12 protein-coding genes are annotated in these 22191 nt (G+C 67.0%); 4 read left to right on the top strand and 8 right to left on the bottom strand.

All coding sequences use genetic code 11. The features are described 5' to 3' along the window. Positions 1 to 18: 18 nt before the first annotated feature. The 5 genes from VGU00_RS01835 to VGU00_RS01815 form a co-directional block, all read right to left on the bottom strand. A complete protein-coding gene (locus VGU00_RS01835) occupies positions 19 to 11166 on the bottom strand; it encodes a hypothetical protein (RefSeq protein WP_327464900.1) in 11148 nt (3715 codons plus the stop codon). 41 nt (positions 11167 to 11207) lie between these two features. Further along, on the bottom strand, positions 11208 to 13028 hold the full coding sequence (locus VGU00_RS01830; RefSeq protein WP_327464898.1) for a ShlB/FhaC/HecB family hemolysin secretion/activation protein: 1821 nt from the start codon (positions 13026 to 13028) through the stop codon (positions 11208 to 11210). Positions 13029 to 13203: 175 nt separating this feature from the next. Further along, positions 13204 to 13965, bottom strand: a complete 762-nt coding sequence (locus VGU00_RS01825) for a hypothetical protein (protein ID WP_327464896.1) — start codon at positions 13963 to 13965, stop codon at positions 13204 to 13206. Next, a complete protein-coding gene (locus tag VGU00_RS01820; RefSeq protein ID WP_327464894.1) occupies positions 13952 to 16042 on the bottom strand; it encodes an adenylate/guanylate cyclase domain-containing protein in 2091 nt (696 codons plus the stop codon). Before VGU00_RS01820 ends, VGU00_RS01825 begins: the two co-directional genes overlap by 14 nt. Before the next feature lie 4 nt (positions 16043 to 16046). Continuing rightward, positions 16047 to 19142, bottom strand: a complete 3096-nt coding sequence (locus tag VGU00_RS01815; protein ID WP_327464892.1) for a CHAT domain-containing protein — start codon at positions 19140 to 19142, stop codon at positions 16047 to 16049. Between the two features lie 210 nt (positions 19143 to 19352). Here VGU00_RS01815 and VGU00_RS01810 point away from each other — a divergent pair, with 210 nt between their 5' ends. The 3 genes from VGU00_RS01810 to grxD are packed head-to-tail and all read left to right on the top strand — an operon-like array spanning position 19353 to position 20305. Continuing rightward, on the top strand, positions 19353 to 19679 hold the full coding sequence (locus VGU00_RS01810) for a DUF1476 domain-containing protein (RefSeq protein ID WP_327464890.1): 327 nt from the start codon (positions 19353 to 19355) through the stop codon (positions 19677 to 19679). A 10-nt stretch (positions 19680 to 19689) separates the two neighbouring features. Beyond that, positions 19690 to 19923 carry a BolA family transcriptional regulator gene (locus VGU00_RS01805; protein ID WP_324072343.1) on the top strand — a complete coding sequence of 78 codons (234 nt, stop codon included), beginning with the start codon at positions 19690 to 19692 and terminating at the stop codon, positions 19921 to 19923. Between the two features lie 49 nt (positions 19924 to 19972). Next, positions 19973 to 20305, top strand: coding sequence for a Grx4 family monothiol glutaredoxin (gene grxD / locus VGU00_RS01800; protein ID WP_058805277.1), 333 nt, complete (start codon positions 19973 to 19975; stop codon positions 20303 to 20305). Between the two features lie 96 nt (positions 20306 to 20401). On the opposite strand, the gene VGU00_RS01795 is transcribed toward grxD, so the two are convergent. The 3 genes from VGU00_RS01795 to VGU00_RS01785 form a co-directional block, all read right to left on the bottom strand. Then, the gene (locus VGU00_RS01795; protein WP_327464887.1) at positions 20402 to 20662 is read right to left on the bottom strand and encodes a hypothetical protein; all 261 of its coding nucleotides are present in this window, start codon (positions 20660 to 20662) and stop codon (positions 20402 to 20404) included. A gap of 104 nt (positions 20663 to 20766) precedes the next feature. After that, positions 20767 to 21216, bottom strand: a complete 450-nt coding sequence (locus VGU00_RS01790; protein ID WP_327464885.1) for a globin domain-containing protein — start codon at positions 21214 to 21216, stop codon at positions 20767 to 20769. A 35-nt stretch (positions 21217 to 21251) separates the two neighbouring features. After that, complete coding sequence (locus tag VGU00_RS01785; RefSeq protein ID WP_327464883.1) at positions 21252 to 21647, bottom strand: group III truncated hemoglobin; 396 nt, start codon at positions 21645 to 21647, stop codon at positions 21252 to 21254. Positions 21648 to 21749: 102 nt separating this feature from the next. On the opposite strand from VGU00_RS01785, the gene VGU00_RS01780 reads away from it, so the two are divergent. After that, entirely contained in the window at positions 21750 to 22187 is a 438-nt protein-coding gene (locus VGU00_RS01780; RefSeq protein WP_327464880.1) for an Rrf2 family transcriptional regulator, read from the top strand. Positions 22188 to 22191 lie beyond the last annotated feature (4 nt).

Genomic DNA, 22191 nt, shown 5'->3' with positions numbered 1-22191 from the left:
CGGGACCCTAGCCCGCGCTCACTCCGCCGCGGGGCAGGTTCCGCCCGATGCGCTCCCCGGATCGCAGCTGTCGAGTTCGGGCGTCCACAGATCGTCGTTGCCCGCGCCGGTCACCGGATCGTCGAGCAGCGGCTCGCCGCTCAGCGGATCGAGGTCGCGCATCGTGATCAGCGGCTGGGGCAGGTTGTTGCCGTCGCCCTTGTCGCCTTCGCTTTCTTCCTCGATCACGTCCTGGACCGGGAAACTGTTCCCGGTCGGCGCGTTACAGGCGGCCGCGCCGGTGATCAGGCACCCGTTGAAGGTCGACCGCGGATCGAAGCTGCCGGGAGCCGGCACGCTGCCCGCGATCGTCAGCAGCGGGATGGTGTCGAGCCCGGTGACCTGTCCGTTCGGGCCGAGATGGACGCCGTTGATGACGATCCGCGACGGTCCTTCGGTGAGCACATCGAGCCCGCCGGCGCCAAAGGTCATCCCGCGGCGTTCGGCGAAGCGGGTCCCGGCGCCGCTGTTCTGGACATAGAAACCGCCGACGACCTCGGCACGGATGCCGCGGGCGAAGAGCGCGCCTTCGTCGAGGAGGACGCCGTCATTCTGGGCGAGGCGTGTTTCGATCGCGTCGGTGGTCGTCGCGGCGCCGACATCGGCGATCGCATCGGCGGTCGCGACGATGATGTCGTCGGACGCCATGTTGAGCTGACCGGCGGGCGCGTTGCCGCTGATCAGGCGGACGCTGCCCTGGCCCAGGATTACTTCCAGCGCGTCATCGGCGAGCAGGTTCAGCGCATTGGCGTCGGTCAGTCCGGTCAGCTGGACATTGCCGATCACGCGCATCTTGCCCGGGGTACGGATGGTGAGCTGGCCGCTGGCGCCGAGGTTCGACCCCGATGCGCCGCCGGTCATGGTGAAGCTGTCGACGATGACGTCGGGCGGCGCCGCCGACCCGACCGATCCGCCGCTCGCGGCTTGCACCTCGGGCGCGAAAATCTCGACGTCGCTGCCGAAGACGCGGGTCAGCTCATTTGCGTCGATATGATAGCCGTTCGGCGTGCCGGTGCCGCCGACGAAGGTCTGGTTGTCCGGATTATTGTTGGCGATCGACACCTCGCCGGTCGCCCCTGCGGTGCCGACGCGGCCGGTCGATGCGATGTCGATATTGGCCGACGCGAGCGAGATCGACTGGCCGGTGACGACGCCGGTGATCCCGAGCGAGGTCCGCGCTGTGGCCGACAGCGCGCCGCTGACATCCACATTGTCGAGCGTCATGAAGCCGCCGCTTGCTTCGAGCGCGGCGCTCTGCGCGGTCAGCGTGGTGACGCCGAGCCGCTCGCCGCTGCTCGAAAATTCGGCGCGTCCGGCGATATTGCCGTTGATGATGAACAGGTCGCCGCCGCGCACGATCGCATCGCCGACATCGGTGACGATGTTCGAGAAGATCATGCTGCCGCCGTTGATAACGATCGAATCGGCGGTTGCATCGACGTTGCCCGACGACACCAGCGTGTTCAGCGCGATCGCGCCATTGTCGCTGTTCAGCGTCGTCGTGCCGACCGCGAACAGTTGATCGGCGGTGATGCCCGTTGCGCCATCGACTGCGACATTGTTGCCGAAGATACCGGCGACCTCGATCGCGCCGCCGCTGGTGAGCGTGATATCGCCGATCGCGTTGATGCGCCCGCCGCTGATGTCGTCCGCTGCCGCGACAGTGATGTTGCGGCCCGCCGCCAGCGTATCGACCACGTTGCCGCCGGGCGTCGCCAGCGTCGCAAGGTTCACGGCGCCGGCGGTGATCGCGATATCGCGATCCGCGACGATCGCGCCGTCGACACTCGTCGTCCCCGATGTCGTCACCAGCACATCGTCGGCCGAATTGAGGCCCGCGAGTGTCGCGTCGGCCGCTTGGACGCTGATATTACTGCTGCCGCCGGTGACGCCAAGGCCGAGTGTCGTCGCGCCGCTCAGCGTCGCATTGCCGCCGGTGGCGACCAGCGAAATATCGTCGCCTGCCGACAGCGTGGTGGCGTCGATCGAGCCGTTGGTCGAGGCGATGCGGACATCCGACCCATCGACTGACGACGTGCCTTCGCCCTGCATGATGGTGAAGCCGCTGCCGGGCATATAGCTCAGCAATCGCGTGTCGGCGCCGGTGCCGGTTGCGCTGACATTGTTTGCGGTCACATTGCCGCCGGCGCGAATATCGACATCGTCGCCCGCGGTGACATTGGTCAGCGACGCCGTGGTGCCGGCGCGGACGAGCAGATCCTCGCCCGCCGTGCCGCCGGTGATTGCTGCCGAGCCGCCGGCGTTGACCCCGAACATGCGCGCCGCGGTGCTGTTCGCCAGCACGACATTGCCGCCCGCATCGATGAAGAGATTGCCGTCGGCGGTGGTGCCGCGGGCTATGGCCGACGCATTGACGTTCGCATCCGATGTCAGGCTGACATTACCGTCGGCCGCATAGCTGCCCGACAGGTTGCCGGCGGCCGATACGGCGATATTGCCGGCGAGATCGGCTTGGTTGATCGCGGCGGTGCCGCCCGTCGCGTTGGCAAAGAGCGATGCGCCGCCGTCGACCGTACCGGTGAGGGCGATGCTGTTTCCGCTGAGGTTGATATCGCCGCCGGCGCTGATGTCGACGCCGCGGATGCCTTCGGCGCCGGCGGTCGTGCCCGATGCCGACACGTCGACCGTGGTTCCGGCGTCGATGGCATTGAAGATGACATTGCGGCCATTGATGCTCGTTGCCTGACCCGACTGGAGGGTTCCGCTAGCCGTAATCGCGCCCGCTGCGACGAGGGTCAGATTGTCGAACGCATCCATTGCGCCGCCGCCGATATTGCCCGTCGATGCCGTCAACGCGATATTCGACTGGTCGGCGGCCGAGGTGGTGATCTGCAGCGCGTCGATGCCTGCGGACAGGGGGCCGTAAATCACGCTGCGGCCGTCGGGGCCGGTACCCGTCGTCGTCAGGCCGTTCGCCGTGATGCCGCCGCCCGCCGTCGCGGTCAGATCGTCGCCGGCGGTGATGTTCGCGAGCGTCGCATTGGTGCCCGCCGTCACGAACACATCCTCGCCCGCCGTTGCATTGCTGACCGACGCTGCCTGCCCGGCGCGAACCCCGAGCATCGTGGCGGCGCTGCTGTTCGTCAGCGTGACATTGCCGTCGGCATCGGCGAACACATAGCCTTCGCTGATCCCGTTGGGACCGACATAGCCGCCATTGGCGACCGCAGTGGCTGTGATATTCCCGTCCGAATTCAGGGTGATATTGCCACCGGCCACATAATTGCCGGTCAGGTCACCGCCCGCGGTCACGGAAATATCGCCGGCGATATCGGTCTGGTCGATCGCGACGCTGCTGCCGCCAAAGGCGAACAGCCCGGCGTCGCCGGTCACCGGGCCGGTGACCGCGATGCGGTTCGCCGACAGGATGATGTCGCCGCCCGCGTCGATGCTGCCGCCGCTGATTTCCGGCGTGGCGCCGAACGTCCCGCTGGCGCTGAGACTGACGGTGCTTCCGGCGACGATGCTGTTGAAAGCGATCGTCTCGCCGCCGACCGAGACGAGGCCCCCGGCACTCGAATTGCCAAGGTCGACGCCGCTCCCCGACGTGATGACGATGTCGCCGCCGGTGATGATCGAATTGAGCCCGGTGGTGAAGCGGCCGACGCTGGCGGTGAAATCATTGTCGGCCTCGGCATGGTCGACGCGGGTTATCGCCGCCGCGAGCACGATATTGCTGCCGTCGCCTTCATCGTCTGTCCCGGTGCCGCGGCTATAGGCATTGCCGATCGTCAGGTCGTTTCCGATGCCGATGCGGATATCGTCGCCCGCGTCGAGGCCGGCGACATTGACCGCGCCGACGGCGCTGATGTCGATATCGTTGCCGGCGGTCAGCGTGCCGGTAGCGGCGAAATCGTCATTGCTGGCGGTGATCGCGATGTCGGTCCCGGCGGTGATCGCCGCAAGAGCGAGGCCGCTACCGGTGAGGGTCGTCGCCTGTCCCGATTGCAGCAAGCCGGTCGACGTGACCGAACCGCCGGCGGTGGCGGTCAGATTGCCCGACGCATTGGCGCTGTTTACGGCGATGCTGCTTCCGACCGCCGTCAGGCTGATGTTCGACCCGTCGGGGGCCGAGCCGGTGACGAGGAATTCGCCGCCCACGGCGGGGCTGCCTTCATAGACCAGCGTCTGGCCGTCGGGACCGGCGCCGGTCGTCGCGAGACCCGACGCGATGATGTTGCCGTCGGCGAGGACGGTCAGGTCGTCGCCCGCGCTAAGGTTGGTCAGCGTCGTGGTGTTGGCGCTGCGGACGAAGATATCCTCGCCCGCCGTGACGCCGGTGAGCGTCGCCGACCCGCCGGCATTGACGCCGAACATGCCCGACGCGCTGCTGTTGGTGAGCACGACATTTTCCGCCGCATCGGCGAACACGCTCGCCGCGATCGGCGGGCCGCTGCTCGAGCTTTGCGAGCCGATGGCGTTGGCGGTGGCGTTGATGCCCGCCCCCGAATTGAGGCGAATGTCGCTGCCCGAATTATAGGTGCCGGTGATATTGCCCGCGGACGAGACAAAGATGCTGTCGTCGAAATCGGCGAGGTTGATCGCGATCGGGCCGGCATAGCTGTTCGCCGAGAAGGTACCGGTACCGCTGACCGTCCCGGTGATCGCGATGCGCGGGGCGTTGAGGTCGACATCGCCGCCCGAATCGATCGAGCCGCCGCTGATACCCGTCGCGCCCGGCAGGTCGTCGTTGGCGCTGAGCGAGACCGAGCCGCCGGCGTCGATCATGGTGAACGCAATCGACTGGCCGGTGACCGAGACGAAGCCGCCTGCGGTCGAATTGCCCATGTCGACCGCGCCGGCCGAAGTCACGATGATATCGCCGCCGGTGATGATCGAATCGAGCCCGGTCGTGAAGCTGCCGACGTCGGCAATGAAATCATTGTCGGATTCGGCGTGGGTGACGTCGGTGTCGCCCGCCGACAGCACGATGTTGCTGCCGTCGCCCTCATTGTCGGCCCCGGTGCCATAGCTGTAGGCGCCGCCGATGGTGAGCGCGCCGCCCGCGTTGACGCGAATATCGTCGCCCGCGTCGAATTCGGACACATCGACCGCACCCGCCGCCGTGATGGTGACGTCGTGGCCGGCGGCGATCGCGCCGGTTGCGCCTATGCCGTCGCTGCTCGCGGTAAGGGTGATGTCGGTCCCCGCCGTGATCGCGGCGAGCGTAAGGTCGCTGCCGCTGATCGTCGTCGCGAGGCCCGAGCGGATCAGCCCGCCCGCCGTGACGGCGCCGCCCGCCGTGGCGGTGAAATTATCGAACGCGGTGACGTCGGTCGCATTGATCGTCGATGTCGGCGCGAGCAGCGTGACGTTGGACAGGTCGGCCGTGCTCGTCTGGACTTGCAGGAAGGGCGTCGGGTTCGAGCAGCAGGCCTGATAGACGATGCTGCGGCCGTCGGGTCCGGTACCGGTCGTCTGCGACGCCTGGATGGTGACCCCGCCGTCGGCCCGGACATAAAGGTCGTCGCCCGCCGTGACATTTGCCAGATTTGCGGTCGTGCCCGCCAGTACGAACACATCCTCGCCCGCCGTGACGGTGTCGAGCGTGGCCGATCCGCCGGTACGCACGCCGAACATCGTCGCGGCGCTGCCGGTCACATTCGCATTGCCGTCGGCATCGGCGAAGGCGGTGCCTTCCGAAACGAAGCCGGTCGACGAATCGATATAGCCGCCGGTCGCGTTCGCGGTGGCGGTTATATCGGCGGTCGAGCGCAGGTTGATGTTGCCGCCCGAGTTGAAGGCCCCGAACACATTGCCGTTCGCCGAGACGCTGATGTTGCCGTCGGCCGTGACCGCGGTGAGCGTCGCCGGACCATTGCTGGCGCTGGCCGAAAGCGATCCTGTCGTCTGGATATCGTCGACGGTGATCCCCTGGCCGGTCAGCGCGATATTGCCGCCGGCAACGATGCTGTCGCCGTTGACGCCGTCAATCGGGCCGAAACCCTGCGCGCGCAGCGTTACCACCGTGCCGGCATCGATCGCGGTGAAGGCGATCGACTGACCCTCGGCAAAGACCGAGCCACCCGCCGTCGAATTACCGAGATCGATAGTCCCCGGCGAGGTGACCGAAATGTCGCCGCCAGTGATGATCGAGTTGAGCCCGGTGCGGAAACTGGTGCCGGTCGCGGTGAAATCATTGTCCGCTTCGGCATGTTCGACCGACGCCGCGCCCGCGGCGTCGATCACGATATCCACGGCGTCGAGTCCGCCGACCCCGACGGCGCCGAGCGTCGATGTCAGCGACAGCGTGCCGCCCGAGGCCAGCAGGCTTCCGGGCCCGCCGCTGATGCCGCCCGCGGTCGCGGTCAGCTCGTCGCCGGCGCGGATCGTCGGCGCCGCGCCTTCGCGGAAGTCGTGCCGGATATCGATCTGGTCCACCGCATTGATGGTCAGCGTCCCGTTGACGTCGAAGGTGCCGTCGGACTGCGCATAGGCGCCGAACGAGCTGCCCGTGGTCAGCGACGCATCGCCCTGACTGCTGATCGTCCCGCCGTTCATCGCGAAGAAAATGCCCGCAGGCGCGACGTCGGTGTCGTTGTTCGTGGGAAGCGCAAAGCCCGCGGCTTCGGCGTCGAGCCCGGCAAAGCTGATATTGCCCTCGGCGCGCAGTTCGATGCGCCCTGCAGTCTCGCCGTTCGCATTGATTTCGGTATTGCCGAGCGTGATCGCGCCCGGTCCGGTCAGGCTGTTTAGCGCCTCGATCGCGACGCGCCCGCCGGCGGTGCCGAACGAGCCGCCGTTGGCGCCCGTGGTGCCCCCGCCATTGCCGGTGCCGCCCAAGCCGCCGGTGCCCGAAACGCCGCCGACATCGATGGCGACCGATTCGCCGTTCGAGCTGATCGTTCCGCCGTTGGTGACGAGGCGAACCGTACCGCCGGTACCGCCGCCACCGACGCCGCCGTCGCCCGCGACGCCATTGGGATCGAATACGCTGCCCGAACCATTGCCGCCATTGCCGCCGGTGCCGGTGCTGCCGAGGGCGATGGTATCGCCGACGACGAGGCCCAGCGTCACCGTCCCGCCGCCATTGGCGGCGACTTCGAGCGTGCCGCCGCGGCCATCGCCACCATTGCCGCCCGACGGCGCGGCGAGCGTGAAGGAGCCGAAGCCGAGCTGGCCGTTGCCGCCGTTGCCGCCGGTGCCATTGGTGATGAAATTGGTTTCGACCGCGGTCAGGGTCGCGTCGCCTTCGGCCGCGAGGCGCGACACGCCGCCGCCGCCGCCACCGCCGTTGCCGCCCGCACCGTCGCGGCCATCGCCGCCATTGCCGCCGGTGCCCGACGAATCGAGCGTCACGGCAAGCTGCCCGGCGTCGAAATTGGTAACGATGGCCTGTGCGAGTCCGCCAAAGCCTTCGCCGCCGGCGCCGCCGACATTATGATTGCCGCCGGCGCCGCCGGTGCCCTGCGCGATGCTGCTCGTGCTGCCGACCCCGGCAACGGCCGATTCCAGCGCGATCGTCGCGGTGCCGCCCTGGCCTGTGCCACCCTGACCGCCAACGCCGATACCCGTTGCGCCGCCGCTGCTGCTCGAAAAGAAGCTGTTGCCGCCGGCGCCGCCGAAGCCCGACGCATCGGCGATCATGCCGCTTGCAGTCGTGGTGCCGCCGGTGACGTTGACCGTGGCGCTGCCGCCGGTCCCGCCGCCGCCATTGCCCGGTGTGCCCGGCGAACCGCCGAAGCTCGATGCATTGAAGAATTCGCCGCCCGTGCCGCCGGTCCCCGCAGCATTGGCAAGGATGACGCTGGCGTCGACGACGGCGGTTCCGCCGATATTGATCGTCGCCTCGCCGCCTTGCCCCGCGCCGCCAAGGCCGCCCGGGGTGATATTGGCGGGGTCGTTGTCATTGCCCGTCGATCCGTCGCCGCCAAGCCCGTTGGCGGTGGCGACGATATCGGCCGCGGTGATCGTTCCGCCACTGAGGTCGATTATCGCGGTACCGCCCTGACCGGCGCCCGACTGTCCCGGAGCAGTGCCGCCGAACCCGTCGGCGCTGATCGTCATGTCGCCGACGTTCGTCGTGCCGCCCGTCTGGGTAAAGCTTGCGAAGCCTCCCGATCCCAGCGCGCCGCCCGCACCGCCCGCGGTGCTGCCGCCAAAGCCGTTCGCCGACGCGTTGATCGACGCGGTGGTCAGCGTGCCGCCCTGCACGTCGATGCGGATGTCGCCCCCCTGACCGCTGCCGGCGGTTTCGTCGGGAATTGACGGAGATCCTTCGATGTCGACCGCCGTCGCGCCATTCGCGGCGGCATTGAAATCGCCGAGGGTGATCGCGCTGGTGCCGGTCGGCTCGGCGACGAGCTGGACAAGGATCGTGCCCCCGCGTCCGACGGGATTATTGGGTCCGGGGTTTATCGCGCCGCCCGATACGCCGCCCGCGGCAAGGGTCGAGCCAGTGGCCATATTGATCGCGCCGCCATTGGCAATGAACTGGATCGTGCCGCCGGTCGCCGAACTGCCCGCGGCGCTGACGCCGGTGAACGCGCTCGTGTCGAAGACATTGCTGCTGCCGCTGCTGCCGGTCGTGAGGATCTGGCCGCCGGTCGAGGCGGAGACATCGATCGTGCCACCCTGTGCGGCACCGCTGGCACCGCTGACGTTGACGACGCCGGCGCCGGCATTGACGACATAACCATTGGCGCGGATCGCGCCGCCGCCGACCGAGGTCAGATCGACGTCGCCGCCCGTGCCGCTGCCCGCGCTTTGGGCAAAGACCGCAGAGCCGAAACTGCCGCCCGCTGCGTCGACGATCAGCGCGCTGCCGATATTGATATTGCTGGCCTGGATCGTCGAGACGGTGACGTTGCCGCCCGTTCCGCTGCCGACATTTTCGCCGGATGCCGTGATTCCGGTGACATCGAGCAAGGCGTTCGTATTGACCGCGATCGTTGACCCGCCGGCCGTCCCGAGTTCGATCGACCCGCCCTGGGCATCGCCCGAGGATGCCGTCTGTCCGCTGAGCGACGCGGCATTGCCGCTGTTGCCCGCGGCCGTGGCGGTGAGCTCATCGAACTGGAAGGTGCCGCCGCCGTTTGCCGTGATGATGGCGCTGCCGCCGCGGCCGTCGCCGCCCATCGCATTGTCGCCGCCCGCCGATCCGCCCGAACCGCTGGCATCGATGCCCGTGGCGCCGAAGTCGACCGTCGCCGTTGCGTCGGCGATCATGATGATCCGGGCGATTCCGCCCCGACCATTCCCGCCGGCGAGCGTGTCGAACGTGCCGAGCGTCGGATCGGATATGCTGGTGCCGCCGATGCCGGCCGCATTGAGCAGCGTTTGGGGCGATTGCAGGCTGGTCCCCGGGTCTGTGACGGTGATCCATGCCAGGCCGCCTTGACCGTCGCCCGACTGGACGGTGCCGATCTGGCCGGCGCCCGCTGCGACGGCGCCAATGGCGGTGCTGGCGCTAAGGCTGCCGCCATTCTCGGCAATGATCAGCGACGTTCCGCCAAATCCGCTTCCGCCATTGTCCGCGACAATGACCGGCCCCGAGGATGAGAGTCCACCGCCGACCCCGACGGTCGACGCGACGATGGCCGATCCGAGCAGCACGCTTCCGGTGCCTGAGACCTGGATCGTCGCACTGCCGCCGGTTCCGTCACCGCCGTTGCCGGTAGCATCAAAGCCGGCAATCGCGTTGGCCGACACCGTGATGTTTCCGGTGACGGTGGCGAGGCCGCCACTGTTTACGTTCAGCGTGGCTGTGCCGCCCGTCGCATCGCCCGTGACGGCATCGGCCTGCCCGTTGGCGCTGACGACCAGATTTCCGCCGGCGCCGAACTGGCCGCCGTTGACGTTGACCGCCGCGCTGCCGGAGGCGCCGTTCGCGCCGCCCGACTGAACGGTGAAGTTGCCCGTCGCGCCGACTGCGCGGCCGGCATTGACGTTGAACGTCGCGCTGGCGTCGCCGATGAAGGTGCCATTGCCCTGGACGACGATGCGGCCCTGCTGCGGCGGCGGGGCAAAGGGCAGGACGGGCGGAGGCAAGACCTGAACCGGCTGTCCGACCAGCGCGCCGCTGGAGCGCGCGACGGTGTCGCTGCGAAACAGCGTGTCGTTGATCGTGATGTTCGCGGCGGTCGCATTGACCGGCGCGCTGTCGAGTTCGCCGCCGGTGATATTATAGCCCGCCGACAGGCGCACTGCGCCGTCGGGGTCGACCTGTGCCGACAGCGCATCGTCATAACCGATCTGCCCCGACACGAGCATCGTGACCGCGTCATTCTTGGGGATCGCGACCATATAGATGCGGTTCTGGTCGACATCGCCCTGCTGATGCGCGGGGCCGCTGGTGCTGCCCGTATGCGTGATGACGTCGCCGCCTTCGGCGCCCACCGTCACATTGATGTCGAACAGGCCGTTGTTGATGCGGATGTCCGCCTGTTCGGCGGCGACATAGGCGGCCGATCCGTCGACGCGCACGGCGCCTGCCTGCACGACGCGCGGTGCGACCAGTGCGACATAGCTGCTGCCCGGATTGCCGACATTGTTCGCATTGATCGCGCCGAGGACGCTGACCGATGCGGTGCTTCCCGGCGCGCCGCGAAAGCGGATCGTGTTGCCGGGGCCGAGCAGGCCGCCCGTCGTGTCGATATCGTTCGATGTCAGCACGAGGCTGCCGACGTTGATGACGCCGCTGCTGCCGATCAGGACGCCGCCCGCATTCTGGAACCAGATGTTGCCGCCGCGCGGACCGGTGGTCGCCCCGACCGTGCTGTTCACCGTCCCGTTGAGCGCGATCTGGTCGGTGATCGACGCGCCCGATGCCGAGGTGAAACGGTTGAGGACGATATAGCCCGGCGTATTGCCGACGAAATTCAGCGTGTTGCCCGTGGGCAGGAAATCGATCACCCCGTCGACCGGCGCGTTGGACGGAGTCCAGGTGACGATATTCTGCGATCCGTTGACGGTCACCGTCGACGGGTTCACCCCGGTGCCGTTCGTCGTGCCCGCGGGCAGGTTGGTGACCGTCCCCGATCCCGCTACTTGCGCGAGAGCCGGCCCCCCATAGGCCAGCGCCATCATCCCCGCGGCGATCGCGCAGCTTTCGAACAGACGCCGCTTTCCATTGCGGTTCGGCGAGGGAGTGGCGGTGGCACGCATGTCGGTCGTCCTCGATGCAGGGTCTTGGGCAAAGGTCATGATCAGCGCGCCCGCACGCCGAACTGGGTGGTCAGCGATACGAGCAGCCGCGGATCGGGCAGCTCGGTCAGGAAACCGCCGCGATTGAGCGGAACTGCCAGCGTCACGTCGAGCCGGCCGAGGTCGCCATAGGCGACGCGCACGCCGCCACCCGCCGAATAGAGCTTCTGCGGATTGAGCCCGTTGAAGGCATTGTCCTTGTTCCACACCCATGCGGCGTCGAAAAAGGCGAAGGGCTGAAGGGCAAAGCTCTTGGTATTCGCGGGGACGAACGAGCCGTAACGCGCTTCGAGCGATACGCCGACGCCGTTGTCGCCGATCACGGTGCCGGGGTCGAACCCGCGCCCGACGGTGAAATTGCCGCCCGAAAATTCCTCATAGGCGAGCAGCGGGTCGCTGGCCCATTGCGCACGCGGCGCAGCCGACAGGGTGAACAGCTTTGCCGGCCGCCATTCGGCCAGCGCGCTTGCACGGACAAGGAAGGCGTCGGGCTTGCCTTCGACGCGCGTCAACGGCACCGCGCCGGGCAGGAAGCAGGCAGCGCCGGTCGGGCCGCAGTCGTCGCTTGCGCCGAGGAAGTTGACGCCCTGCCGCAATTCGAACGAGGTCGAATAGGACCAGCGCGGCTCGGACGGGCTGAACCCGCTGCGCCCCGATACCGATGCGGGGTCGATCCAGCTGCCGTCGGCGCGCAGGTTGAACACGCGCAGCCGGTCGCGGTTGATCGGGACGCCGCCCAGCCCGATATCCTGGTCGATGAAGTCGAGCCCACCGCCGATCGTGATCCGCTCCGCCTGAGTCAGCGTGACGGGATAGGATGCGAACAGGCTGACGATCTGCGTTTTCGACTTGATCGGGAAGGCCGCGATGTCGGGGCGCGTCCAGGCATGGGTATAGCTGGCACCGAACCGCAGTCCTTCGCCGCCGACGCGGAACTCGTGCGCGAGCTGGACGACATTCTGCTCGTCGAAATCGGGGGTCGTGTAGAAGCTCGCGGTCGTGAGGTCGCCCATGCCGGTCAGCCCGGCGAAACGGACGCGCGCGGTGCCGCCCCAGCGGCCGACGTCGCGCGACCCGAAATTCTGCGCATTGAAGTCGAAGATCACGGGGGTACGCGCGACGGTCACTTCGCCGACGACTTCGCCGGGCGCGCTGCCGGGGCGCAGGGTCAGCCGCGCGTCCATCCCTGGAATATCGCGCGCGAGCAGCAGATAGCGTTCGGCATCGACGATGTTGAACACCGGCTGGTCGTCGAGCCGCGACAGATAGCGTTGCAGGAGCCGTTCGTTCGCGCCGGCATCGCCGCGCACTTCGATACGCGTCATGCGCGCGGCGAGGATGTCGAGCCGGACGATGCCGTCGCCGATCGTCTGCGCCGGCACGCGGACCGCCGCGAGATAGCCGCGCGATCGCAGCATCGTCGCGGCGCGGTCGCGAATGTCGCAGACGGTCGCGATCGGCAGCTCCTGCCCGACCCGGTCCGACCAGCTCGGCGCGAGCATCGCCGTATCGATGCCCTCGACGTTCGAAAACTCGACGCCGCGCAGCGTGAAGCGGATATTGGCAAATTCGGGGTTGGCGAGCGGGCAGGGCGCGCGCTCGATGCTGTCGTCGGTGGAAACCACCTGTTCGTTCGGCTGCGTCACCGGCGCCAGCACCGGCTGCTGGATTTCCTCGCGCGTCGGGATCTGCGGTGTCGCCTGCGCCCACGCGGCGGCGGGCAGTGCCGCCGCCAGCAGCGTTGCCGAACCGATCAACGCCCGGCGAATGGCTGCCCGGTCGGGCCGCGCCATTGCAATATGTCCCACTTCCCCCGTGATCATCACCACCCCTTGCGTACGCCGGGCGCCGCCATGCTGCGGCGCGCCAATTCAAACGGCTCTGCCGGAAACCGGCAGCGCGAATTTCGACCCAAGGAAAGGTTCCGCCAGCAAGTAGCGGCTTTTCTTCTGATTGTTATCAGATGGACCGGATGGGTTCAATGCCCGCCCGCCCCGTTCAACCTTGCCCTGCTTCAGCCTCCGACACCGTGTCCACGAGACGGTTGAGCTGCGGCGAGCAGCCCTTGACCATCAGCATGTCGACCGATCCCTCGACCGTGTCGGGTATATTGTCCATCGCCGCGAAGCGAACCGTCACCGGCTGGGCGAGCCCGCCGCCCGACAGCCGATAGTCGGTGCCATATTGCACCGGCATGACATCGACCGGCCATTTGCGGAAATTGGCGCCGTCGACCAGGGCCACCGTCGCCTTTTTCCCCGCGCTTTCGATCTCGAGCGCGGTGTCGCCTTCCATGTTCGGCCGCCACAGCATCAGCGTCGCGGGGTCTGCCACGCAGAAGGTGCCGCCTTCGCGATAGTCGAGCAGCCAGAGATTGGGCGCGCGCAGATCCGCCGGCTGGGGCGTCCCTGCGTCGCGCGAAAATCCGCCGCGCGACCGCATCGTCGGCCCCTTGGCCAGCATGCGCGTCACATTGCCGCCCAGCGACTGGCTGGCCTGCACCGTGCCGGTCGCGCCGAAGGTGCCGGGTCCCGACAGCGTGCGCGTCTTGCCCGCCTGCATCAGCACGATCTTGTCACCGGCGACAAGGGTCAGCTTGTCGGTCGATTTCAGCTTGGCGCCGGTCGGATATTTGCCCGCCGACGGCCCGGTCGAACGGACGACCATCGATTGCGCGGCGGCGGTGCCGACCATCGCGACCGCCATGACGGCGGCGGCGGTCAGGCCGAGGCGCTGCATCGGCAAGTCAGGAAAGGACATAGCTTTCTCCTATTTCGGTCTCGTTCAGGCGTTCTATCAGGAACATGATGGATGCATCCTGACCAAATTCGCCCGCCAGCGCTGTGGCGCCGGTCACATAGGCATTTTTATCGCCCGCGGCGTGCGCCGCGACAAGCGCCGCGATGCGGGCGCGCCGTTCCGGGACAAGATCGGGGCGCGGCGTGAAAACATCGACGGGCTGGGCCCGGCCGCGAAGCGTCACGCGGCCCATCGGTACGAGGTCGTCGCGCTCCGATCGCGCCGCCGCCTCGGCGGAGATCAGCACGCCGGTCTTCAGCCCCTTGTTCGCGGCCTCGAGCCGCGATGCCGTGTTCATGCTGTCGCCGAGCGCGGTGTACTGGATGCGCCCTTCGCCGCCGAAATTGCCGACGATCGCATCGCCGACGTGCAGCCCGACGCGCGTCATGCCGATCGGCGGCACATCCTCGGCGGCAAGGTCGGTGCGATATTTCTCGCCGGCTTCATACATCGCCAGCGCTGCCGCTGCCGCTTGCGGCCCGTCGTCGGGGCGGCTGAGGGGCGCACCCCAGAAGGCGACGATCGCGTCGCCGACGAATTTGTCGATCGTTCCGCCATGCGCGAGCACGATGTCCGACAGGCGGTCGAGATATTCGTTGAGCAGTCGCGCGACGGTTTCTGGCGTCACCGCATGGCTGAGCTTCGTAAAGCCTTCGAGGTCGGTGAAGACGCAGAAGATATTGCGCCGTTCGCCGTGGAGCGAGAGCTGATCGGGATCGCGCATGATCTGCGCCGCGACATCGGCGGGGAGATATTTGCCAAGCGCCGATTGTGCGAAGGCGCGCTGGCGCGACCCGACCGTGCGCGCCGCGGTGCCGACCGCGGCGTAACCGAACAGCCAGCCGATCGCCCAGCCGAAGGTGGGAAGCGTGGTCGTGTCGACGCCGCGGCCTTGCAGCCAGAATGGGAAGGCGATGAAGAAGGCCATCTGCCCGAGAAAGGCGAGCGCGACCCAGCGTGCGCGCAGGTCGATCAGGCTGGTGAGCCCGCCGGCAAAGACGACAAGGATCGCGAGCGCCCACAGCGCCGGGCCCGCGATCGGTCGGGTCCAGGCTCCGTCGAGCTGCTGCGCGAGCATATGCGCGTGGACCTCGAGCCCGATCATCGTCTCGTGCTGCCCCGTGATCGCGTCGGGAAACCGGCTGAGCGGAGTATTGAACTGGTCGTTGTCGATGATGTCGCCGCCGATCAGGACATAGCGGTCCTTGACGAGTTCGGAGAAGCCGGCGCGCATGTCGGCATCCATCGGCAGCGCGAAGGTATCGATCGGGATATTGGCGAAAACAGGCTCTTCCTGTCCCTCCGCCGCGCGTGCGGGCACCAGGAAACGGATATTGCCCTGGAAATTCGCGTGCGCCGGATCGACCGGAGCCAAGGCGTTCGACATCAGCGGCGGCAAATTCTTCGGCCGGTCGGGCCAGTTGCGGATCACGCTGTCGTCGTCGGTGCGGAACAGCACGCTCGTCGGTTTCGTCTTGTCGGTCGTGACGTCGGCGATGAAGGATTCGAGGAACTTCTGCTGTTCGTAAAAGATCGTGTTCGGATTGCTCGCCTGCTCGGCATAGGCAAGCCAGGTCGGCGTCTTCATCGCGCGCAGTTGCGTCTTCAGCAGGTCGTCGTCGGGGCGCGGCGAGTCGAACGCGATATCGATTCCGATCGCCTTCGCCCCCATCTGGTCGAGATTGCCAAGCGCATTGGCGAGCAGGGTGCGGTCGAGCGGCGAGCGGATGCCGGTGTTGAACAAAGTTTCGTCATTATAGGTGATCATGACGATCCGCTTGTCCTGCTCGACATGCGGCGCCATCAGCGTCGCGCGCGCATCGTAAAGCGCGCGCTCGGCGGCATCGACCAGCGGCATCTGCCAGCTCAGCCGTGCGATCAGTACCGCGACGGCGAGGAACAGGATCGTTGCCGCCATGCGCGACGGGCCGAGCTGCATGACCAGCCGGCGCACCCTTTTGCGCAGCGGCACGGCCGCCGGCGGGCCGTCGGGCGCAGCAGGGCTCGCTTCGGAAGAGATGGTTTCGGCTGTCGTCATTATATCAGCGGGCGGCGCGGCCGGCAGCCTCCCCGACAGGGGCGGCTGCGGTCGCGGTGCCGCCGTGGAGCAGCGCTTGGCCGCCATCGCCGATGATTGCAAAACCCGCCCAATAATAGGGATGCGAGGTCTGCTTGTCGTCCATCAGCCGCGTCTGCGTCCCCCACAGCGCGTCGGCGACGCTCGTCCCCTGATTGGCCGCGAACAGGCCGCCGATCAGCCGCTTGGTCGCGTCGAAATCGTCGGGTGCGGGCCAATGGCTTGCGATCACCGACCGCCCGCCGGCACCGATGAAGCTGCGGACCAGTCCGTCGAGTGCATTGCCGCCGCCCGACAGGCCGGCCTCGCGCGTCGCGGCAACCGACGCAGCGCCCGCCGTGTCGCACGCCGAAAGGATGACGAGGTCGGCGTTGATCTTGAGATCGAAGATTTCCTGGAAGGTCAAAAGCCCGTCCGAATCGGTCCCGCCGAACGAGGTCACGAGCGCCGGGCGCGCCGGGCACGCCGGGCGCGGCGCGGTGACGAGGCCGTGCGTCGCGAAATGGATGATGCGATAATCGCCAAGGTCGGTGCGGTTCTTGACCGCCGTGTCGGTGAAGGCGCCGCCGGTCAGCAGCGTTGCCGCCTCGCGGCCCATCGCATTGCGCGCGGTGACGAGTTCGTCGGCTGAAATCGGACGCGCCCACAGCGACGTGTCCCACTGGCAATCGCCATCGATGCTGCCGCCCGCCGTGCCGCGGGTGCCGAGCGACGGCAGCGCGCCGCTGATCGGCTGGTTCTGCCCGAGCCCGAAATATTGCTGGCTCGCGGTCGAGGGCGCCGCCTGCCGTGCATTTCGGAAGGCGAGGGTGGAGACGGCGGTGCTTGGGCGCGTCGTCCGTCCGAGCCAGGCGATCTGGCGCATGTCGAACGGGTCGGCGTCGGGATCGAGCAGCCGTTGTTCATAGGCGGCGAGCCCGGTATCGGCGGTGATCAGCAGGTTGACCGGCAGCCGCAGCATGCCGCCGTCGGGTTCGAAGATCAGGTGCGGCACCGCGGGCAGTCGCGCCGCGACGGGGCCGAACAGCTGGCCATAAAGCTTGTACGCGGTCGCGGCGTCGAAAGGATAGGTGACGCGGCGGCCGTTCTCGACGATCGAGATGGTCGACCGGATCGTGTCGACCGCGGTGTCGAGCCCCAACGCGCTGATGTCCGATTTCCAGAGTTGCGCGCCGCCCTGTTCGATCAGCATCGCATAAACGGCGTCGCCGACGACGAGCATCTTGAGATAGGCTTCGTCCGCGCGCAGCACCTGCTGCAATTCGGGGAGGTCGAGCTTGCCCGGCGCGACGACGCGATATTGCGGAAAGGCCGACAGCGCGACGATCGTTTCGGCCTGCTGGAAACCGAGATTGTCGAGCTGGGTCTTGATGTCGGCGCGCAGCGCGTTGACCTCGGGCGATTCCGGCAGCTGGGCAAGGCGGGCATCCTCGATCCGCGCGCGTTCGATGTCGCGGTTCAGTGTCGTCGCCTGGCGGAACAGCCGCGCGCCTTCGTCGCTGCCGCTCGACAGTTCGCGGGCAAGCACCGCCTGCGTGTCGGCGACGCCGGGGCGGACCTGCAACTGGCTGGCGACGAAGAAATCGCCGACCGCCGCCGGATCGGTCGCCGCGCGGCCGGCGAGCAGGCGATAATAGGGCGCCATCATATTCGCCATGCCGGTCGTCGAACGTTGCGATCCCGCGAGCGCGGTGACGACTTCGCGATAAATGCCGAGCGCCTTGTCGTCCTGTCCGCGGCGGGTCAGGAAGGCGGCGTAGCGCGCGCGGGCCGAAGCGAGCGCGTTGGTTTCGGGATATTCGATCGCCAGCGCATTGATCGATTCGAGGAAGCGTGCGTCGGCGGCGCTATTGTCACCGAGCGCTTCCTCGGCGAGTGCGAGTTCGCCCAGCATCTGCGACCGCAGGCGGATGATCGATGTCACGCGGCCTTCGCGAACGGCCAGCGCGTCCGACAATCCCTTGATCTGCGCGGCCTTGGCCGCGCGGGCGTCGCCGCGCAGCCGTTCGACGGTGCCGAGCAGGTGAACCGCCTGCGCGTCGATGATCTGCGCGCGTTCGAGCGGGGTGAGCCGTTCGCGGTCCGACGTCTGGCGGATTGCGCGCGCGCTGCTGCCGCTGTTCACGCCGGCGACGATTTCGGGGGTCAGCGTGACCGCATCGCCGGCAACGCTCACCGCACCCGTCAGCGGCGGGATCGGCCGTCGGAGCAGTTCGGCGGCGCCGTCGTAATCGCGCTGGTTCAGCGCATGGATCGCGCGGAAATTGCGGCGGAGGCGCAATTGGACCGGATCGCTCGTCGGGGTCGCCTCGACCTCGGTAAACAGCCGTTCGGCTTCGGAAAATTCGCCGAGGTTCGATTCCTGCAGCGCGCGGTTGAGCGTGAATTCGGTCGGATCGAGGTCGGCCGCGGCCTGCTCTTCGGAGGCGCGGCGCGACAGCGCCTCGAAAAATTCGGCCGCTTCGGCATAATCGCCGCTGTGGTTGCGCCGATACCCTTCGGCCAGTGCCTTGTCGACGTCGATCGTCCCTGCGAGCGTGCGCGCGAAGCCGTCGTTGCTCCCGACCGATGTCGTCGCGACCTTGATGACGCCCGGGACGACCTTGCGCTGGCGGATCGATTCGAGCGCGATATTGAGCGCGTCGCCATAAGCGGCGAACCCCTCTACGCTATAGGCATTGTTTCCCGCGGCTTCGATCCGCGTCGTCCAGGCGACATTGCTGCCCTGCACGGTGCAGGCGCCCTCGGCGGTGCAGGCGATGGTGCCGGCGCGGCCCTGATCGATCCGCGCCTGCGTCTCGGCGGGGGTTGCGCGGAGCAGGCGGACGGTGCCGACCGGCTGGCTCGCATCGCGGCAGATGATCGTCCAGGCGCGGTCGAACATTCCCTTGATGACGCCGTCGCGGACCGTCGCCTGCACTTCGCAGAGCGATCCACCCTGGTCGCCGATCGAAAAACTGTCGCGCAGCGTGGGGTCGCCGCCCTGCGCGAGCGCGCTTCCGGGCGCGGCCAAAGCCAGCAGCGCCAGAATCGGCACAAAATGCGGACGTCGAGCGGTCATCACCAATCCCCCAAACACAAGCGTAGAAACGCCGTGCCGACGCTATGCCGGCAAGGCGCAGTCTTTTATTGCTGCGGTACGACCCATTCCCTGACGTCGGACCCTAAACCCTTCGTAAGCGAAAGGGAAGTGATCTGCGGCACAGGCCGCTTGCGCCACCGCGGCCCGCAACCTATCTGCGGGGGGACATTCCATTCCGGTGAGGACAAGATGAGCGGATTCGACGATCGTGAACGGGCTTTTGAGGCAGAATTTGCACGCGACCAGGAGGTGCAGTTCCGCATCACCGCGCGGCGCAACCGTCTCGTCGGCGAATGGGCGGCCGAACGCATGGGCCTGACCCCCGAGGAAACCGACGCCTATGCCAAAGCCGTCGTTCAGGCCGATTTCGAGGAAGCGGGCGACGAGGATGTCATCCGCAAGCTCGCGGGCGACCTGACCGCGGCGGCGGTCGAAATCAGCGATGCCGAAATCCGCGCGGTGCTGAACGACAAGACCGCCGAGGCGCGCCGCCAGTTCATCGACAGCCAGAACTGAGACGTTCGCCATGGGCATGCGCGAAGATGATCTGCGGGCGATGATCGTCGCGGCGTTTCCCGACGCGGAGGTCGCGATCACCGACCTCGCGGGCGACAACGACCATTATGCGGCGCATGTCGTCAGCGAATCCTTTCGCGGGATGACGCGCGTGGCGCAGCACAAGGCGGTCTATGCGGCGCTCGGCGGCCGGATGGGCGGCGAACTTCATGCCTTGCAATTGACCACCGCAGTTCCTTCATAGGGACCGGAAGCGAAACATTTTCGGCGCACCGCGCCACCGGAGACATGAAATGAGCGATCCCGCCACCCACGACCGCATTGCCAAGCTGGTCGCCGACAACCCCGTCCTCCTGTTCATGAAGGGCACGCCGCTGTTCCCGCAGTGCGGCTTTTCGTCGCGCGCGATCGCGATGCTCGACCGCCTCGGCATCGAATATGAGACGGTCGACGTGCTGCAGGACATGGAAGTCCGCCAGGGCATCAAGGAATTTTCGGACTGGCCGACGATCCCCCAACTCTATGTAAAGGGCGAGTTCATCGGCGGCAGCGACATCATGATGGAAATGTGGGAAGCGGGCGAGCTTCACACGCTGATGACCGGGATTCCCGCACGCGCCGAATAAGCCCGCGCATCGTCCGAGCAACAAGAACCCGCCGGCGCGTTGGCTCCGGCGGGTTTTTTGTTTGTCGGCTTTGGGGTGGTGAGCGGACTAAGGAAATCAGGCTACGACGATACCCTCGCCGACAAAACCGCCTTCCCATAGATAGAATTTGCCGGCTTCTCGGGCGGCGGTTGCACCGGCTTCGCCAAACACGAAATGGATGCCTATGCGACGACATTCACCGGGTGAAATGGGCTGATCGCGTAACAACAGAAAAGCATCCCAGCCCTCCAACGGTTGATCTTTCGAGATCATTACGGGGCAAACCCATCCGGGAAGCGCCGGCCCCTTGCGACCGCCCGCATCAGTTTCATACATTCGCACGTCCGCGATTAGGTGCGGATCAGCAGTGCGCTGAAATTCTATCCGAGCCGACATTCCCGCCTCTTCGCGCAATATTGAAACATCCGCAATCGGACGCTTTAGGCCGCTTCGGCATCCTCATATGCCTGTGCCTCGGCCGCGATCAGGATGTCGGCGAGCATCCAATAGGCCTCGCCCCATGCGGCGAGCACTTCGTCGGTCGCGACCTCGGCGCCCAGCACGTCGCGGATCGCGGGGAGCAGGGCATTGGCGACATAGGGATAATGTTCGGGCTTCACGCCCGTTTCGATATGCCGCGCGACCATGCGCGACACCGCGGTGCCGAGGTTCTGCAGCTTGTCGATATTTTTCGCATAAGCCAGGATCGCTGCGGCCAGCCGCTTCGGCTGTTCGCCGCTCGCCTGCGCAGCGCGGTCGAACATCGCCTCGATATCCTTGTTCTCGAAGAGGCGCGCATACATCGCCGTGGTGATCGCAAGGCCGTGCTTTTCGAGCGCGGGGGCGGTGGCTTTGACGATCGTCATCGCGTGGGCGGAAGCGGTGCGCATAAGATATCCTTTGGTGCGGAGGGGAAAGGGAAGCGTCAGGCCGCCCGGGGGCGAGGGTCGTCGAGACGGAAAAACAGCGCGAGTTGCAGGCTCTCGGCGATGCGCGCGGCCTTGGCCTGCAGCGCGTGCGCGGCGGCGGGCGCCAGCAGCTCGTTCGTGGTGTCGGCCCAGATCGCGAGCCAGCGGTCGAACATCGCGGGGGTGATCGCCTCGCGGTGCTTCAGATGCTCGGCGACAGGGCTGCCCTTGTAGCGCCCGCTCGTCAGCATCACCGACGACCAGAAGGCGACGAGCTTTTCGAGATGCTCCGGCCAGTCGTCCACCGCCGCGTTGAACAACGGGCCGATGTCGGCATCGGCGCGCACACGGGCATAAAAGGCCGGGATCAGGCGCTCGAGCGCGGCTTCATCGATCTGGTCGTCCCGTGTCACGACTCGCTCCAATCATGTATTTGATGCGCATGTATGCGTGAAGTTTGAAACATGCAACAAAAATGCATATTATGGCGTGACCGACATTTTCGAAGGACCAGGATGCGCCTGACGCGCTACACCGACTATGCGATGCGCGTGCTCCTTTATGTGGGGGCGCAGGATGTGGCGCGGCTGAGTCCGATCTCCGAAATCGCGCGCGCCTATGGCATTTCACAGAACCATCTGATGAAGGTCGTCAACGACCTTGTGAACGCCGGCTATCTCGAAAGCGTGCGCGGGCGCTTCGGCGGGATCCGGCTGGCGAAGCCCGCCGCCGTGATCAATGTCGGTGCGGTGGTGCGACACACCGAGGAAGGGTTCGACCTCGTCGACTGCGGCAGCTGCATCATCGCGCCCGCGTGCGGGCTGACCGGCGCGCTCGCCGAGGCGCTCGCGGCGTTCATGAAAGTGCTCGACGGTTATACGCTCGCCGACCTGCTCGCCAAACGTGCGAATTTCGCCGCGCTGTTCGGGATCGACGAACCCGCGCGCAGCTGAAGGC

Origin of the sequence: Sphingopyxis sp., assembly GCF_035944815.1 — a bacterium.
Taxonomy (GTDB): Bacteria; Pseudomonadota; Alphaproteobacteria; order Sphingomonadales; family Sphingomonadaceae; genus Sphingopyxis.
This window is presented reverse-complemented; position numbering and strand designations above follow the sequence as displayed.